The 15537-nt window shown below is 61.7% G+C and carries 16 protein-coding genes and 1 pseudogene; 5 read left to right on the forward strand and 12 right to left on the reverse strand.

Annotated features, from left to right (window positions below):
- Positions 1 to 35: 35 nt before the first annotated feature.
- Both AC244Q_RS06065 and AC244Q_RS06070 read left to right on the forward strand, forming a co-directional pair.
- Positions 36 to 1526 carry a leucyl aminopeptidase gene (locus AC244Q_RS06065; RefSeq protein WP_113547973.1) on the forward strand — a complete coding sequence of 497 codons (1491 nt, stop codon included), beginning with the start codon at positions 36 to 38 and terminating at the stop codon, positions 1524 to 1526.
- Entirely contained in the window at positions 1526 to 1975 is a 450-nt protein-coding gene (locus AC244Q_RS06070) for a DNA polymerase III subunit chi (protein WP_011651256.1), read from the forward strand. The genes AC244Q_RS06065 and AC244Q_RS06070 overlap by 1 nt, the downstream gene beginning before the upstream one ends.
- 118 nt (positions 1976 to 2093) lie before the next feature.
- Here AC244Q_RS06070 and AC244Q_RS06075 read toward each other — a convergent pair whose 3' ends face one another.
- The 7 genes from AC244Q_RS06075 to AC244Q_RS06105 all read right to left on the reverse strand — a co-directional run bounded on the left by AC244Q_RS06075 (position 2094) and on the right by AC244Q_RS06105 (position 10506).
- A complete protein-coding gene (locus tag AC244Q_RS06075) occupies positions 2094 to 2597 on the reverse strand; it encodes a hypothetical protein (protein ID WP_128405752.1) in 504 nt (167 codons plus the stop codon).
- A 72-nt stretch (positions 2598 to 2669) separates the two neighbouring features.
- Positions 2670 to 3596 (reverse strand): Gfo/Idh/MocA family protein, encoded by a 927-nt coding sequence (locus AC244Q_RS06080; protein ID WP_113547972.1) that lies wholly within the window; start codon positions 3594 to 3596, stop codon positions 2670 to 2672.
- An 86-nt stretch (positions 3597 to 3682) separates the two neighbouring features.
- Complete coding sequence (locus tag AC244Q_RS06085; RefSeq protein ID WP_113547971.1) at positions 3683 to 5725, reverse strand: prolyl oligopeptidase family serine peptidase; 2043 nt, start codon at positions 5723 to 5725, stop codon at positions 3683 to 3685.
- Positions 5726 to 5793: 68 nt separating this feature from the next.
- Positions 5794 to 6639 carry a polysaccharide deacetylase family protein gene (locus tag AC244Q_RS06090; protein ID WP_113547970.1) on the reverse strand — a complete coding sequence of 282 codons (846 nt, stop codon included), beginning with the start codon at positions 6637 to 6639 and terminating at the stop codon, positions 5794 to 5796.
- Positions 6640 to 6817: 178 nt separating this feature from the next.
- Positions 6818 to 8701, reverse strand: a complete 1884-nt coding sequence (locus tag AC244Q_RS06095) for an ABC-F family ATP-binding cassette domain-containing protein (RefSeq protein WP_128405753.1) — start codon at positions 8699 to 8701, stop codon at positions 6818 to 6820.
- A 102-nt stretch (positions 8702 to 8803) separates the two neighbouring features.
- On the reverse strand, positions 8804 to 9853 hold the full coding sequence (locus AC244Q_RS06100) for a GGDEF domain-containing protein (RefSeq protein WP_113547968.1): 1050 nt from the start codon (positions 9851 to 9853) through the stop codon (positions 8804 to 8806).
- 143 nt (positions 9854 to 9996) lie between these two features.
- Positions 9997 to 10506 (reverse strand): DinB family protein, encoded by a 510-nt coding sequence (locus AC244Q_RS06105; RefSeq protein ID WP_012756849.1) that lies wholly within the window; start codon positions 10504 to 10506, stop codon positions 9997 to 9999.
- Between the two features lie 139 nt (positions 10507 to 10645).
- Between AC244Q_RS06105 and AC244Q_RS06110 the strand changes: the two are divergent.
- Together AC244Q_RS06110 and ndk are read left to right on the forward strand one after the other, a co-directional pair.
- Positions 10646 to 11334: pseudogene (locus tag AC244Q_RS06110) on the forward strand (glutathione S-transferase family protein).
- An 81-nt stretch (positions 11335 to 11415) separates the two neighbouring features.
- Entirely contained in the window at positions 11416 to 11838 is a 423-nt protein-coding gene (gene ndk, locus AC244Q_RS06115) for a nucleoside-diphosphate kinase (RefSeq protein ID WP_003547097.1), read from the forward strand.
- Between the two features lie 84 nt (positions 11839 to 11922).
- Here the strand turns inward: ndk and AC244Q_RS06120 are convergent, their stop codons facing one another.
- Together AC244Q_RS06120 and AC244Q_RS06125 are read right to left on the reverse strand one after the other, a co-directional pair.
- On the reverse strand, positions 11923 to 12426 hold the full coding sequence (locus AC244Q_RS06120; protein ID WP_012756851.1) for a hypothetical protein: 504 nt from the start codon (positions 12424 to 12426) through the stop codon (positions 11923 to 11925).
- The gene (locus AC244Q_RS06125; protein WP_017993544.1) at positions 12423 to 12968 is read right to left on the reverse strand and encodes a CGNR zinc finger domain-containing protein; all 546 of its coding nucleotides are present in this window, start codon (positions 12966 to 12968) and stop codon (positions 12423 to 12425) included. The genes AC244Q_RS06120 and AC244Q_RS06125 overlap by 4 nt, the downstream gene beginning before the upstream one ends.
- A 66-nt stretch (positions 12969 to 13034) precedes the next feature.
- Between AC244Q_RS06125 and AC244Q_RS06130 the strand changes: the two genes are divergently transcribed.
- Entirely contained in the window at positions 13035 to 13931 is an 897-nt protein-coding gene (locus AC244Q_RS06130) for a branched-chain amino acid ABC transporter permease (protein ID WP_012756853.1), read from the forward strand.
- On the opposite strand, the gene AC244Q_RS06135 is transcribed toward AC244Q_RS06130, so the two are convergent.
- The 3 genes from AC244Q_RS06135 to pgsA all read right to left on the reverse strand — a co-directional run bounded on the left by AC244Q_RS06135 (position 13932) and on the right by pgsA (position 15481).
- Entirely contained in the window at positions 13932 to 14393 is a 462-nt protein-coding gene (locus tag AC244Q_RS06135; protein WP_026157305.1) for a molybdenum cofactor biosynthesis protein MoaE, read from the reverse strand.
- Positions 14394 to 14639: 246 nt separating this feature from the next.
- Positions 14640 to 14894 carry a molybdopterin converting factor subunit 1 gene (gene moaD / locus AC244Q_RS06140; RefSeq protein ID WP_012756855.1) on the reverse strand — a complete coding sequence of 85 codons (255 nt, stop codon included), beginning with the start codon at positions 14892 to 14894 and terminating at the stop codon, positions 14640 to 14642.
- Positions 14891 to 15481: a CDP-diacylglycerol--glycerol-3-phosphate 3-phosphatidyltransferase gene (pgsA, locus tag AC244Q_RS06145; protein ID WP_003547103.1), complete on the reverse strand. Its 591-nt coding sequence runs from the start codon at positions 15479 to 15481 to the stop codon at positions 14891 to 14893. The genes moaD and pgsA overlap by 4 nt, the downstream gene beginning before the upstream one ends.
- Positions 15482 to 15537 lie beyond the last annotated feature (56 nt).

Below are 15537 nucleotides of genomic sequence, written 5' to 3' on the forward strand. Positions count from 1 at the left end.
AGGGACGGATTTCAAAGAATCCCAGCGGAGAAGACATGTCAGTAAAGTTGGAAATTTCATTCTCGAAGTCGGCAAAGCTCAGTGGCGGCCTGGCGATCCTGTTGAAGACTGCGGAGGCCGACAGCGCTGCCGGCGCTGAAACAGTCGACCCGGCAGGTGTGATCGCCAAGGCTGCGAGGATTGCCCGATTCTCCGCGAAATCCATGGGTGCGCTCGATATTGTCGCCCCCGAAGGCGCGCCCGTCGACCGCATCGTCGTCATCGGGCTCGGCAAGGCCGCCGAAATCACCGCCCATGACTGGCTGAAGGCCGGCGGTGCTGTGGCCTCGAGAATCAAGAACACCGACAAGGCCGCCGTCTTCATCGACGTGCCCGGGCTCGAGACCAGCACGCGGGCAACTGCCGATTTCGCGCTCGGCATGCTGCTGCGCGCCTATAGCTTCGATACGTATAAGACGAAGAAGGGCGACGAGGAGGAGAAGCCGGCGAAATCCGTCAAGGTGACGATCGTCACCGCCGATCCGGGTGGTGCCAAGAAGGCGTTTTCCGATTCCGAAGCGATCGCCGGCGGCGTCAATCTTGCCCGTGACCTCGTCAACGAACCGCCGAACGTGCTCGGCCCCGTCGAGTTCGCCGCTAAGGCCAAGGAACTGGAAAAGCTCGGCGTCGAAGTGGAAATCCTGACGGAGCGCGAAATGCGCCGCCTCGGCATGGGCGCCCTTCTCGGCGTCGCCCAGGGCTCCGTACGTCCGCCGCGCCTGGCGGTCATGCAGTGGAAGGGCGGCAAGGGCAAGGATCGTCCCGTCGCCTTCATCGGCAAGGGCGTCGTCTTCGATACCGGCGGCATTTCGATCAAGCCGGCCGCCGGCATGGAAGACATGAAGGGCGATATGGGCGGTGCGGCCGCCGTCACCGGCCTCATGCATGTGCTCGCCTCCCGCAAGGCCGCCGTCAATGCTGTCGGCATCATCGGCCTGGTGGAGAACATGCCTGACGGTAACGCCCAGCGTCCTGGTGATATCGTCACGTCGATGTCCGGCCAGACGATCGAGGTGATCAACACCGATGCCGAGGGCCGCCTCGTGCTCTGCGATGCGCTCTGGTACTGCAACGACCGCTTCAAGCCGCAGTTCATGATCAATCTCGCCACGCTGACCGGGGCGATCATCGTGGCGCTCGGCAATGTGCATGCCGGCCTGTTCTCCAATGACGACCAGCTTTCCGCCCAACTGACGGCAGCCGGTCTTTCGAGCAACGAAAAACTCTGGCGCATGCCGCTCGGCAGGGATTACGACAAGCTGATCGACAGCAAGTTCGCCGATATGAAGAACACTGGCGGCCGACAGGCCGGCTCGATCACGGCCGCGCATTTCCTCAAGCGCTTCGTGCAGGACACGCCCTGGGCGCATCTCGATATTGCCGGCACGGCGATGGGCTCGCCGCAGGACGAGATCAATCAATCCTGGGGTTCCGGCTTCGGCGTGCGCCTGCTCGATGAGCTCGTTCGCGCCCATTATGAATCCTGATGACGGACGTTCTCTTCTATCATCTGACCGAATCCAGGCTGGAGGACGCGCTTCCGCCGCTCATCGACAAAAGCGTCGAGCGCGGCTGGCGCGTTGCCGTCCAGACGCGCGAGCCGGCGCGGCGTGATGCTCTCGATCAGCATCTTTGGACTTTCCGCGAGGAGAGCTTCCTGCCGCACGGCACCGACGAGGCGGATTTCGCCGAAAGCCAGCCGGTGCTTTTGACCGTGACGCCGGACAATGCCAATGCGGCGACCGTGCGTTTCATCGTCGACGGCGCCGAGCCGCCGCCGGCCGATGCCTATGAGCGCATCGTCTTCATGTTCGACGGTCACGACCAGGAGCAACTGGACACCGCCCGTGCGCAGTGGAAGAAGCTGAAAGGCGAGGGGCATAACCTCACCTATTGGCAGCAGACTCCGGAAGGGCGGTGGGAGAAGAAGGCCTGAGCGTTTCGCCACGACGCTGCTGCGCCGCGCGTCTTTTCGAGAGCCGCAAAGGACGCTGTAACACTTTGAATTGCGGCATGAAGCCGTCCAGCTTCGCTCTCCCGGCCGGCGAGCGCCGCTACCGTTTCGAACCTTTATCCTCGTCGAGGTTCGTCAGGATATTGAGGGGTACGATCCCGCCAGCACTTTCCGACGCGTCGAGCGCCTCGACTGCCAAAACATGCTTTCCATTCGGACTGACCAAAGCGAATGTCCACGCCTTGTCGGCAAAGGTGCTGACCGGCATTTCCGCCCAGCCGGCTTGATGGACAAGGCGTTCGGCATAATAGACCTTGATGGTCTGCGGGTCGGTGGTGCTGGCGAGATTGCGCGCCAGGATACGCATGGACTTCTCTCCGAACCGCCCTTCCAGTTGGCCCAGCACCTTGCGGGTGGCCTGCCAATCCTGGGTCTGGGTCGCCGATCCGAAGGAATATTCCTCGGATCGGGAAACGCCCGGTGCATCAGGCGGCATGACGGCCTCTTCGCCCGAACATGCCGCAAGGCCGAGAAGCGGCACCACGAGGATGCCAATTTTCAACACGCGGGAAAATCGGCCCTTGCGGCCAATTTTATTGCTCATGAGCGGCTGCCCCCGAACACGATTGCCATAGGCCGGCAAATCTTGCCGGTTTCTATGACGTTATTGCGACGCTCAGTCGTGGAATGCGTCGACGAATTTCCGCTTGCCGAGCATGAAGGCATCGGCGACGTGGCGCAGCGGCGCGAGATCGACATCCGATTTGCCGGCCTTGATGATTTCGGCGAAGCGACGGTAGAGCGAGGGATATTCCTGCTCCGGCTCGGCGAACCTCAGCGCGCCGTCGATCAAAAGCTTGGCGCCGCCCTCGGCGAGCACCATCTGGCCGGCTGCCGTCTCCGCGACGATGTCCCAGCTCTGCTTGCCGGTCTGGCGCCAGTCGAATTCGGCGTGAACCGGCAGGCCGTCAGCATTGCGGAAGTGAATGTCGGCAGCGATCGGCGCATCGCGATTCTCGGGAAATTCGAGCACGGCCTCGGTGATGAAGATCGGCCGCGGCAGGATATGGGTGACGATCGATAGCGCGTTGATGCCGGGATCGAAAACGCCGAGGCCGCCGGCCTGCCAGATCCATTCCTGGTTCGGATGCCAATGGCGGACATCCTCCTTCCAGATCACATGCACGCTTTTGATCGTCGTCGCGGCAAGAAACGCCTTGGCAGCTTCGACGCCCGGCGCATAGCGCGAATGCCAGCTGGCAAAGAGCGACGCGCCCTGCTTGTTTGCCAGCGCTTCGAGATCGGCCACTTCGCTCAGCGTCGCGCCGGGCGGCTTTTCCAGGAAGACATGCTTGCCGGCGACAAGCGCCTTATAGGCTGCCTCGTAGCGATATTGCGGCGGCATGCAGAGCGAAACGGCATCGATCGACGGCTCGGCGTCGAGCATCGCTTCGATCGTCGTATAACTCTTGACGCCTTCGACCGTGCCGTGCCGGCTTGCCGTGGCGACGAGCTGGAAATCCGGGTTCTTGGCGATGGAGGGAAGGTGCTGGTCGCGGACGATCTTGCCGACGCCGACGATGGCGAGATTGATAGGAGACATTGTGTTTTCCGAGCCTGTATAAAAGTATGATTTATTGACCTGTTTGTATCAGAAAGAGGCGCGCCGACAAGCTCTCCTCCTCCATTCTACCGCATGATAGTTTGGCGAAGGAAGCTGTAACCCATCGCCGCGCGGGCGGCGCGCTCTTCGGAATTGCCGTCGCCGCCATGCCCGCCGGAGCCGAATTCATGGAAGAGCGGCCGGTGTCCGTCTTCCTCCAGCCGTGCGGCAAAGCGGCGCGCATGCGAGGGGTGCACGCGGTCGTCATTGGCGGAGCTTTCGATGTAGATCGGCGGATAGCTGACCTTGGTCGCCGGCCCGACATTGTGAAGCGGCGAATAGCCGAGCATGAAGTCCCGGTCCGCCGGCGTCTCCGGGTCGCCATATTCGTCCATCCAGGCTTGCCCTGCGCTGAACAGGTGGAAACGTGTCATGTCGAGGACCGGCACCTGGCACCAGACGGCGCCGAAATCGTCGGGATAGCGCGTCAGCATCACGCCGGTCAGCAGTCCGCCATTGCTGCCGCCCTGGCAGGCGATCCGCGACGGCACTGTATAGCCGTGGGCGACGAGATCGCGGGCGATGGCGACGAAGTCGGCAAACGCCCGGTCTCGCCCCTGCCGCTTGGCGCTGCGATACCAGTCGGGCCCGAATTCGCCACCGCCGCGGATATAGGCCTGCACATAGGCGCCGCCTTGTTCCAGCCAGCGTCCCGTCACGCCGGAATAGTTCGGCGATAGCGAAACATCGAAGCCGCCATAGCCGTAAAGCAGCACCGGCAGCGCGCCCTTGGTCCACTGCTTCGGCAGGACCAGCCGGTAAGCAACCTTCGTTCCATCCTCGGAAACAGCCTCCAGCAGTTCGGATGACATATCGGTCGCATCGAAATAGCTCGGCGCCGTGGCGACGAAAATCGGCTCGGCTTGCTTGCTGCGATCCGACAGCTCGAGGCGGTAACAGACGGGAGGCTGCAGGAAGCCCTGGCCGACGATGTAGAGCGTATCGTCGCCAAGATGCAGATCCGCATGAAGCGGCCTGAAATGAGCCGTCTGCATGTCCGCCGGCAGCGCGATCTCGCGCTGTTTGGCATCGGGCCTTGTCAGGTCTAGCACCATGAGACGCGGACGCAGCCGATCGGAGATGATGAAGACGCACCACTCCTGCATCAGCATCATCTGCGCGATGGACTGGCCCTCGCCAGGCTGAAACAGGATCCGCTCCGGCCCGAGCAGGGCCGTCTCCGAGGCGGGATCGAAGTGTTGCAGCACGAGGCTGCCGGTCGCAACGCGCTCATCGGTCTTTGCCCGCCATAGGCAATAATCATGATTGAACTGGAAATCGGCTTCCTTGGGCAGATCGATGCGCCGCTGTGTGCCGTTATCGGCGATCAGGAAAGCGCTCGCGACGCCGATCTCGTGGGCGGCGACGAAAATATCGATCAATCCGCGATCCGCTGAAGCGCCTGATGGGGCAGGGTCGATGACGAGATTGAAGCCATAGACGTCCTCGTCTGCTGCTTCGAACATGACGGCGGCATCTTCCGGTCGCTGTCCGCGCTTCAATCGCCGTCCGACGCGCGGCCATCCCGAGCGGGTCGCCGAAAATCGGTCGATGGAACCGAAATAGCAAATTTCGTCGCGGCTCAACCAGGTGGCATGCGATCGTGCGGCCGGGGTATCGAAGCCGCCCTCGACGACCTGTTTCCGTTCGGCGTCGAACTCGAGCAGTCGGAGAAGGTCGGAGCCGCCGTCCGAAAGCGTGAGCAGCACCCGCGTCGGCTCCCATGGGCAGGTGACGGCGCCGCGCCAGTTCCAGCGCTTGCCTTCCCCAACGCAGAAGGCGTCGAGATCGAAGACCGGCTCCCAGGCGGCGTCCGGCAGCGGCTCCTGATTTTCCGGCAGGCGGAGCCAGATGCCGAGAGGATTGTCCTTGCTCTGGCGGAAATCGAACAGCCACTCGCCTCGGCGCATCGGAACGATCAGCCTGTCCTGCCGCTCGATCAGCGCCCTGATCGCGTCGCGATCCCTCTCGAATTCAGGTGTCCTCAGTGCCGCGTCGGAAACCCGGTTGTGCTCGTCGATGAACTGGCGGGTGCGCGGATCGTCGTCCGTTTCGAGATGAAGGTTCATAGCTGACCTACCGGCTTCCGTTGACGTCGCACTGATCTAGGCAGCCAGCCCGGGCTTGGCAACCCGCTTCAGCGGATCGTCACGAAATCGGCCGAGGCGACGACGGTGTTCGGCACCTCAGTCTTCTTGAATTTCAGCGTCACCACCTTGTAGCCTTCGGCTTCGAGCCGCGAGAGCAGGCTCGGCAGCATCGCCACCGTGCGTTTGTGGATGTCGTGCATCAGGATGATGCCGCGGCCGCGCTTGTGTAAGAGGTTCATCGTCCGCTGCGTCGCGGAGACCCGCGTCGTGGTGAAATAGTCCTTGCTGTCGATGTCGACATCCATGACCACCATGTCTCGTTTGGCGATCGCAGCGCGCAGCCTGTGGCTCTCGGCAAGATAGGGGAAGCGGAAGAAGGAGACATCGGTTCCGGTCGCCTTGGTCACCGCCAATTCGCCCTTGACCACCTCGGCCATCGCCGCGTCGAAACTCAGCGAACTCAAATTGGCGTGGTCATAGGTGTGACTGCCGATCGTGTTGCCGTCCTGGGCGACCTTGCGGGCGAGCGCCGGATGCATCTCGGCCATTTCGCCGACCATCATGAAGGCGCCCCTGACGCCGAACTGGTCGAGGATTGCCAACACCTTGTCGGTCCGCCCGGGGATCGGGCCGTCATCGAAGCTCAGGATCACTTCCTTGTCCTGCAGCTTGAGCTCGGCGAGCGAGGAGACCTCCAGCGTCCGCCCGGCGAGATGATGCGGGCCGGCAAGGCGCGGCGCCGCATCGTCGCCGGTATAGGCAAGCGCCCGTCCTTCGGGCGCGATCACCGAGGAGGTCTTGATCGAAGTATCGGGAGCGGCTTGTCTGGTGGTGCTGCAGGCGGAGAGGGCGGCCGTGAGGGCCACGCAGGACAGAACGAAAAAACGATACATGGAAAGGGCTCAACAAATCGGTAACGAATGTTGAGACAACCTTTCGGATTATGGTTAACGATCGGTTGATAATGGCCGGAATTGTGTTGATGCGCGGCACTTCGCCACGCTTTCGATAGAGCATGATGCCGAAAAGTGTGAGCGATTTTCGGGCGACATCCTGTTCTAAGGCCTGTGGCTATCCCGCCATCGCTTCTTCGTATTCGGCCGACAGCATCAGCCAGTCTTCCTCGGCGGCAGCGAGTCTTGCCGCAGCTTCGCCACGCTGTTTTGCCTTCTCAGCGGCCTTGGCAGGCGTCTTTTCGTAAAGGGCCGGATCCGCAAGTTCCGCATCAAGCGCCTGAATCTGTTTCTCCAGCTTCGCCGTCAAGGATTCGATTTCGTTGATCTTTTTCCTGAGCGGCGTCAGCGAGGCGCGGCGTTCGGCATTGAGCTTGCGCTGGTCGGCCTTCGACGTCGCATCTTCAGTCAGCTGCGGCTTTTCTTCTTTTTTTTTACCGGAACTGACGATGAGGTCGCGATACTCGTCCATATCGCCTTCGAAGGTCGTCACCGTACCGCCGTTGACCAGCCACAGCCGATCGACGGTCGCTTCGATCAGATGGCGATCGTGCGAGATCAGGATGACGGCGCCTTCGTAGTCGTTCAGCGCCTCGATCAGCGCGCGGCGGCTGTCGATGTCGAGGTGGTTAGTCGGCTCGTCGAGGATCAGCAGATTGGGCGCATTGAAGGCGGCAAGCCCCATTAGCAAGCGAGCTTTTTCGCCGCCGGAAAGATCCTTGGCGGCCGTCGCCATCTTCTCGGTCGCAAGCCCCATCTGGGCGACGCGGGCGCGCACCTTGGCTTCCGGCGCACCGGGCATCAGGCGGCGCACATGCTCCACCGGCGATTGCTCGGGAATGAGGTCGTCGAGCTGGTGCTGCGCGAAGAAGCCGATCTTCAGGCTCGGCGCGATCTTCACTTCACCGCTTTCCGGCGCCAGCCGGCCGGAGATCAATTTGGCGAAGGTCGATTTGCCGTTGCCGTTCGAGCCGAGCAGGGCGATGCGGTCGTCATTGTCGATGCGCAGATTGAGGTTCTTCAGGATCGGATTGCCGGGCTCGTAGCCAACGGCGCCGCTCTGGATCGCGACGATCGGCGAAGCCGGCTGCTTTTCCGGCTCGGGAAAAGTGATCGGCTGTACGTGGGCCTCGATCACCGCGGCAACCGTTCCCATGCGTTCCAGCGCCTTGACGCGCGATTGTGCCTGCCGGGCCTTGGAAGCCTTGGCCTTGAACCGGTCGATGAAGCCCTGCAGATGTTTGCGCGCCGCGTCGTTCTTGGCCTTGGCCTTGGTCTGCAGCTCGTCGGCTTCCGCCTTCTGTCGCTCGAACTGGTCGTAACCGCCGCGATAGAAGGTGAGCTTCTTCTGGTCGAGATGGACGATCGCATTGACGGCATTGTTCAACAGGTCGCGATCGTGGCTGATGATGATGACAGTGTGCGGATAGCGCCTGACATAATCTTCCAGCCACAGCGTGCCTTCGAGGTCGAGATAGTTGGTCGGCTCGTCGAGCAGAAGCAGATCCGGCTCGGAAAACAGCACGGCGGCAAGTGCGACGCGCATGCGCCAACCGCCGGAGAAGGAGGAGGCGGGGCGGGCCTGCGCGTCCTTGTCGAAGCCGAGGCCGGCAAGAATGCTCGCCGCGCGCGCTTCGGCCGAATGCGCGTCGATATCGACAAGGCGCATCTGGATTTCTGCGATGCGGTGCGGATCGGTTGCCGTTTCCGCCTCGGCAACGAGGGCCGTGCGTTCCTTGTCCGCGGCAAGCACGATCTCGATCAGCGCGTCTTCGGTCGCCGGCGCTTCCTGCGCCACCTGGCCGATGCGTGCAGCCTTCGGGATCGACACCGTTCCGCTCTCCGAACCGAGATCGCCGGTGATGACGCGAAAAAGCGTGGACTTGCCGGCGCCGTTGCGCCCGACGAGTCCCGCCTTCGTGCCTGAAGGCAGCGAAACGCTGGCATTGTCGAGGAGCAGGCGCCCGGCGATGCGGGCGGAAATATCGGTGAGCGTGATCATGGCCGGCGTTTTGGCCGAAAGCGCCCGCCAAGGCAAGAGCGCTTGTCAGTCCTGGAGCATGATGCCCAAAAGCGGGAGTGGTTTTCGGACCTCCGGCCGGATCTAGCGGCCGAAAGCCTGCACCGGCAGTCGGGGGTTCGACTGCGCGGCGAGAAGCGCCACGCGGGCATTGGCCTGCAATTGTCCCGGTGTTGCCGCGTCGGTGCTGAGCGCCACGCCGATCGAGATGGTGAGCCTGCCGGGATCGGCCTTGTCGGATGTCGCGAAGACCAGATTGTCCTCGACGGAGGCGCGCAGCCGTTCGGCAATAGCAATCGCATCCTGCATGCCGACATTGGAAAACAACAGGGCGAATTCGTCGGCCTCGGTGCGGGCGACGAAATCGTTTTTCTTGACCGACTTGCTGAAAAGGCCGGCAAGCTTCTTCAGGAGCTTGTTGCCTGCCTGGGTGCCGTATTTGTCGTTGAGATCGGTGAAATTGTCGATATCGACCATGATCAGTGCGCTGCCGGCGGCACCTTCTTCACGCTTGTAGAGATCGGCGATCGTCCGGTTCAGCGCGATGCGGTTTGGAAGCCCGGTGATCCTGTCGGCGATCGCGGCCGATTGCATCGCCGAAATGCCGCGCTCCAGCGTTTCCAGCGTCTTGATATCGTCCTGCAGCTTCGCGCCGATTTCCATCTCGGCTGCAAGAACTGTCGAAAGCGAGGCAGTGAGATAATCGACCTCGCTGAGGAAGGCGGCAAGGCTCTGGTCGTCTTGGCCGGAGACGGATTTCAGGATGGCGCCGCAGGCGCGCGCAAAGGCGTTCTTGTGCTTCAGCCCTTCGGCAAGCCGATCCGCCACGTCGCGCAGCATCCGGCTCGCCTCGTTCCGCGACGTCTCGCCCGCCAGCCCGCAATGGCCGACGAGCCGGTATTTCAGGCCGAGTTCGTCGAGCATCGGCTGCTGCGGCTGAGGGCCGAGTGCTGCAATATCCTGCGCAAGGCCTGCATTGAGCCCGATGATCGCCTCATGAAAGAGTTCGTAATTGCGCGGGAGCGCCGCAACGTTCAGGCGCGCCATGTGCTGGGCGATCTTCTGAATATCCGCCATCGGCGCCGGGCGCGCAGCCTCGCGCGGCACCAGTGCGTTTGCGCTTCCATTCTGCATGACGATCCCTCGCGACCCGGCCTCATTTCTCAGATCAGGCTATGCCCGCAAGCGTTTAAGAGAGGCTGAATTTTCGACGGGAAGCCTGGGATTCACGGGTGGAACCGGCGAAGGCGGTTAATTCAGTCTTGATGGTGAAGGTCTTACATCCACTCGCGGCCCTCGCTACGGAGGAAGTAGATGAGATCCAACGTGAGGCTCGGCTTGCCCAGCGCCGTCAGCGTCATGTGGCACTGGCCGCGATGATGGGTCTGGTGGTTGAAGAGATGCGCGAGCGCTGGCGCCAGCGGCTGGGTGAATTCGCCCGGTTGCGTCACCGGCACATAGGTGAAGTCGGCGGCAAGGGCTGCCTCGTCCAGCGTGTCCATCCAGGCAATGATACGCTCGTCCTCGGCTTTGCGCGCGGCAGCAAGCGCATCCAGTTCTTCGAAGAGCAGGGCATCGAGTGTCGTCGGTGCCTCGCCGGCACCGCTGAAGCGCTTCATCCATATCCGGTCGGCGACGATCAGATGATTGAGCGTGCGATGCAGCGAGCCGAAAAAAGCGCCGTGGTCGCTGCGGAATTCCGCGTCGCTGAGTTCGGCCGCAGCCGCATAAACTTGCGTGTTGGCCCAACGATTATAGGCGGCGAACATCCTGTAATGTCTTAGCATTCAGTCCCTCCCGGATTGGTCGCGGCAGTCTAGCCACTTTTCCCGGAAATCGCAGTGATGCGCCCATGAAATTTCCTGATTTGATCGCAGCCGCTTTCTGTCGTGGAATGGATGGAGCTACGATCTCGAAAGGACTGTCATGACCAGAGCCCTCTATTCCTCTGCGGCGCTGACGAGCAGCGCTTCTTTTCGCCCCATTGCTGGAAGGCGGTGATGGCGCTTGCGCATAAGGGGCTCGATTTCGAGGAGATTCCGACGACCTACGCCCGCATCCGCGCGATCGGCGGCGGCGTCTCGTCGATCGTGCCCGTTCTCGACGACAATGGCCGGCTGATCCCCGACAGTTTCGACATCGCCCTTTATCTGGAGGAGGCCTATCCCGAGCGGCCGTCACTGTTCAACGGCGAAGGCGGCAAGTCTCTGTCGAGGATGGTGGAAGGCTATTCGCAAATGATCATCCATCCGGCGATCATGCGCATCGCCCTTCTCGATATCCATGCGAACCTCGACGAGGAAGACAAGGCCTATTTCCGTCAAAGCCGGGAGGCTCGGCTCGGCAAGCCGCTGGAAGTGGTTGCCGCCGGCAGCGAGGCGGAGAAGGCCGCCTTCGGCGCCAAGCTGGAGCCGCTCCGGCACATGCTGAAGTTCCAGCCCTTCATCGGCGGGCAAACGCCGCTCTTTGCCGACTATATCGTCTTCGGCGCGCTGCAATGGCTGCGTGTCTCCGCCGGTCTCGCCATGCTAGCCACCGACGATCCCGTCATGGCCTGGTTCGAACGCTGCCTCGATCTTCACCAAAGCCGCGGCAGGACTGTGACAGCGGCGTGAAATTGCCGCCTACCTCTTGTTTTCGGGCGTTGGGGCGGGTAAAGACCGCCCACTTTTCCCGAGAAAACAGAGGATTTGACTATGGCGATTGAACGCACCTTCTCGATGATCAAGCCGGATGCAACCAAGCGCAACCTGACGGGCGCCATCACCAAGATGCTCGAAGATGCCGGCCTGCGTGTCGTCGCTTCCAAGCGCGTCTGGATGAGCCGTCGCGAAGCCGAAGGCTTCTACGCCGTTCACAAGGACCGTCCCTTCTTCGGCGAACTGGTCGAAGGCATGACCTCCGGCCCGACCATCGTCCAGGTGCTGGAAGGCGAAGGCGCGATCCTCAAGAACCGCGAGATCATGGGTGCCACCAACCCGGCAAACGCTGACGAAGGCACGATCCGCAAGGTTCATGCTCTGTCGATCGGCGAAAATTCCGTTCACGGCTCGGATGCTCCGGAGACGGCTGCCCAGGAAATCAAGTACTGGTTCTCCGATACGGAAATCGTCGGCTGAGGCCACGCTTCGGCATTCGCCGGCAATGCTTTGAATTGACTCTCGAAAGCCGGGGCCTTGCTCCGGCTTTTTCCATGCATTTTTCTATGCCGGGCATTTGTCGGTGTTCGAGAAATCGACGCTGCCATCAGGCTTGAAGACCTCCGGGTTCTTGTCATAAAGCGCGCCGAGCACGAGCGGCTTGCTCGGCAGGACGGTCTGGTCGAGGTCGGACCGGAACTGCGTCTTCAATTCCTGCAACACCTTGCCGTCCTTGTCGACCAGCCGGACACTCACGGAATAGGGGCGGTCCTTGCGCACGCAGTGCAGTTTTTCGCTCTGCAGCGCGATCTTGTCGTCGATCGGGTAGATTTTCTGGTTCAGCACCAGCGGATCGCCTCCTTCAGGATTTTCAAATTCGGCGATGATGACCGAACCGTCGGGGATGGGCCCTGTCTTCTTCAGCGTCAGCAGATAGGTGGCGCTCGCCACCCGATAGTTGAAGACAAAGAGATGGCCGGTGACCTCGACCAGGTTTTCAGCCTGGCGCTGGCAGGCTGACAGCATCAGCCCGGCCACCGCCGCCATCACGATCCAATGCTTTCTCATGGCGTCTCCTCCTTCTTGCGGCGATAGTGACGGTTCGCCTTGGCGCGGTTGCCGCAGACCGCCATGTCGCACCAGGCCCGGCTTCTGTTCTTGCTGCGGTCGATGAACAGCCAGCCGCAATTGCCGCAGATCTTCATGCGCTGGGGATCGGGCATAGCGATCAGCCGTAGTGCCGAATGGGCGGTTGCCGCGGCCAGGCTGTCGGAGCCCGCGTCGCGCAATGTCCTCGCCAGCGCTTCCAGCAGGCTGGCGAGCAATTGGTCGTCGTCGCCATTCAGTATACGCTCGCGAAAATAGAGATCGATTGTTTCCCGCAGCGTGATGAAATCCGCTTCGTTTTCCGCCGCCACCGGTGCGATGTTGCCGAAAAGGGCGCGTTCGGCGCAGAATTCGGCCGCAGCGTTTGGAAAGCTCTGCATCTGCTCCCTGACCGCGAAGCGGTCGATCCGCCGCACTGCATCGTGGCGCAAAACGACGCTGTTGACGACATCAAGCGCCAGTGCGCCGCCGGCAAAGCGGTGAGGGGTCCAGGAAAAGCTCATGATGAAATTATAACTGGTGAAATAACTTTTACCAGTTATAATTTTGGTGACGCGGAGTGTCTGTGAATGGCCTATCTTCTGCAGCAGCTGGCGAATGCGGTTCCGCTCGCTGCTCTCTATGCCGCGCTTGCCTTCGGTTATGCCGTCGCCTTCGGCGTGACGAAGCGGGCCGACATCACCTATGGGGCGATCTTTGCCTTCGCGGGCCAGATCCTGCTGCTCTTCACCGAACTCGCCTATGTCAGGTTTTGGCTGGTGCTGCCAGCCGCCCTTGCCGTCGGCGCCTGCGCTTCCATCGTCTATTCGCTGGCGGCGGGGCTATGGATCGGCCGCTCGATCATGCTGCCGCTGGTCAACAAATCGCCGAATACGGTCATCGTCGCTGCCCTCGGCATCATGATCGTGCTGATGGAGACCGCCCGGCTTGCGGCCAATACCCGCTCTATCTGGCTGCCGCCGTTCCTGAACGACACGGTCGTCTTCTGGAGCGATGGCCTGTTCAAGGTGACACTCACTTATATCCAGTTGATCAACACGGTACTGATGTGCGCCATCGTCGCGGTGGGTACGCTGATCCTCAGGCGCACGGCGTGGGGCCGCGTCTGGCGCGCCGTCACCGATGATCCGCTGGCCGCCGAACTCTGCGGCACCAGCGCCGACCGCGTCTTCCTCATCGCCTATACGGCCGCGGCGCTTGTCGCCACCATCTGCGGCATCCTCGCCACCTTCTATTACGGCTCGATGGATTTCGGTGCCGGCCTGATGTTCGGGCTGAAGGTGCTGCTGATCGCAGCCGTCGGCGGCTATTCCGATCCGCTGCGCTCGGCAGGCGGCGCTGCCGGGCTTGCCGTCGTCGAAACCATGTGGGGCGCCTACGGCCCCTTCGTCTGGCGGGATCTGGTCGTCTTCTCGCTGCTCGTCCTGCTCTTGGTCATGAGCCGCAGAGAACGAGTAGTGCTCTAATTATTTCCACTTGTCGCGCGCCGCATCGTCGGCGTCTTTCGCCGCGACCCAGTCGCCGGTGGCGCCATCCCGCACATGCTCCTTCTTCCAGAAGGGCGCTGCGGTCTTCAGGAAATCCATGACGAAATTCGCGCCGTCGAACGCCGCCTGCCGGTGTGGCGCCGCTGCGACGACGAGCACGATATTCTCGCTAGTTGCGATCTTTCCGTAACGGTGGATAGCGGTGAGGCCGAGAAGTCCGAAGCGCTGGATGGCGAGATCGCCGATGCGCCGGATCTCCGCTTCGGCCATACCGGGATAATGCTCGAGCTCGAGGGCAGCAAGCGTGCCGCCTTCATCGCGGCAGAGGCCGGAAAAGGTAACGACGGCGCCGATGCCGGGTTTGCCTTTGGAGAGCAGATCGACCTCGGCCTGCAGGTCGAAGTCTTCATGCTGGACGCGGATGGTGGGGGTGATGATCACGACAAACGCCCCTGTTGCTGTGAGGCGCATTCACATCCCAACCCGCCCTCATTCCTGTGCTTGTCACAGGAATCCAGTGCGCCCAAGTCCTTGGGCGCGGGAGGAGCAATTGCCAAAAAGAAAGAGTCATTCATCGCGCGGACGCGCGATGGCTGGATTCCTGTGACAAGCACAGGAATGCGGGAGAGAAAGGAAGTCTCAGTCCTACCCATTGTCAGCTTCCAAAGCCCGACCGAATGATCGTAATCACCCACCCGTCATCGGCGGAAATATACCGATCTCTTTCGCCCCTGATATCGGCTCGTCATGTTCGACATGCTCCATGTCGAGCGCCACGCGGATCACGTCGGGATATTGAAGTGCGGTCTCATATTCTTCGCCCAGCGTCTTCAAATGATTCAACAGATCGGCGACGGTGACGACGGAGGAGGGGAGGTCGATCTCCTCCTCGCCCTTGCCGATGCGCTCGCGCACCCAGGCGAAATAGACAAGCCGCGTCATTCCTCGTCATCCACGATATGTTTCACCCCGGCGCGGAAATAGTCGTAACCGGTATAGATGGTCAGCAGTGCGGCGATCCACAGCAACGCGATGCCGGTCTGCGTCGTATAGGGGAAAATCTCGTCTCCGGCCGGGCCGGCGAGCAGGAAGGCGATGGCGACGAGCTGCAGCGTCGTCTTCCACTTGGCAATCCGCGTCACCGGTACGCTGACTTTCAGCGCCGCCAGATATTCGCGCAGTCCCGACACCAGGATCTCGCGGCAGAGAATGGTGATCGCCGCCCAGATCGACCAGCCGGCGATTGTCTGGTCGGCCGCGACCAGGAGAAGGATCGAGGCGACCAGCAGCTTGTCGGCGATCGGGTCGAGCATGCGGCCGATATTCGACGTCTGGTTCCAGATGCGCGCGAGATAGCCATCGAGGAAATCGGTGAGCGAGGCGATGACGAAGATCCACAGCGCCACCCAGCGCGCCGTATTGCTGATCGACAGCCTGCCCTCGATGAAGAAGCAGAGAACGATCAGCGGTACGGCGAGGATGCGGCCGTAGGTCAGAAGATTGGGAATGCTATACGCACGCGATGCCATGGGATCGTTTCTCTGAATTGATGCGCCGCTGCAGCGCCGCGCGTCTTTTCAGGCGC

Source organism: Rhizobium sp. CB2179 (genome assembly GCF_057653455.1).

Bases quoted from the DNA above. Each gene is read 5' to 3' on its own strand.
- AC244Q_RS06065 (WP_113547973.1), top strand. From the start codon at position 36: ATGTCAGTAAAGTTGGAAATTTCATTCTCGAAGTCGGCAAAGCTCAGT.
- AC244Q_RS06070 (WP_011651256.1), top strand. From the start codon at position 1,526: ATGACGGACGTTCTCTTCTATCATCTGACCGAATCCAGGCTGGAGGAC.
- AC244Q_RS06075 (WP_128405752.1), bottom strand. From the start codon at position 2,597: ATGAGCAATAAAATTGGCCGCAAGGGCCGATTTTCCCGCGTGTTGAAA.
- AC244Q_RS06080 (WP_113547972.1), bottom strand. From the start codon at position 3,596: ATGTCTCCTATCAATCTCGCCATCGTCGGCGTCGGCAAGATCGTCCGC.
- AC244Q_RS06085 (WP_113547971.1), bottom strand. From the start codon at position 5,725: ATGAACCTTCATCTCGAAACGGACGACGATCCGCGCACCCGCCAGTTC.
- AC244Q_RS06090 (WP_113547970.1), bottom strand. From the start codon at position 6,639: ATGTATCGTTTTTTCGTTCTGTCCTGCGTGGCCCTCACGGCCGCCCTC.
- AC244Q_RS06095 (WP_128405753.1), bottom strand. From the start codon at position 8,701: ATGATCACGCTCACCGATATTTCCGCCCGCATCGCCGGGCGCCTGCTC.
- AC244Q_RS06100 (WP_113547968.1), bottom strand. From the start codon at position 9,853: ATGCAGAATGGAAGCGCAAACGCACTGGTGCCGCGCGAGGCTGCGCGC.
- AC244Q_RS06105 (WP_012756849.1), bottom strand. From the start codon at position 10,506: ATGCTAAGACATTACAGGATGTTCGCCGCCTATAATCGTTGGGCCAAC.
- ndk (WP_003547097.1), top strand. From the start codon at position 11,416: ATGGCGATTGAACGCACCTTCTCGATGATCAAGCCGGATGCAACCAAG.
- AC244Q_RS06120 (WP_012756851.1), bottom strand. From the start codon at position 12,426: ATGAGAAAGCATTGGATCGTGATGGCGGCGGTGGCCGGGCTGATGCTG.
- AC244Q_RS06125 (WP_017993544.1), bottom strand. From the start codon at position 12,968: ATGAGCTTTTCCTGGACCCCTCACCGCTTTGCCGGCGGCGCACTGGCG.
- AC244Q_RS06130 (WP_012756853.1), top strand. From the start codon at position 13,035: ATGGCCTATCTTCTGCAGCAGCTGGCGAATGCGGTTCCGCTCGCTGCT.
- moaD (WP_012756855.1), bottom strand. From the start codon at position 14,894: ATGACGCGGCTTGTCTATTTCGCCTGGGTGCGCGAGCGCATCGGCAAG.
- pgsA (WP_003547103.1), bottom strand. From the start codon at position 15,481: ATGGCATCGCGTGCGTATAGCATTCCCAATCTTCTGACCTACGGCCGC.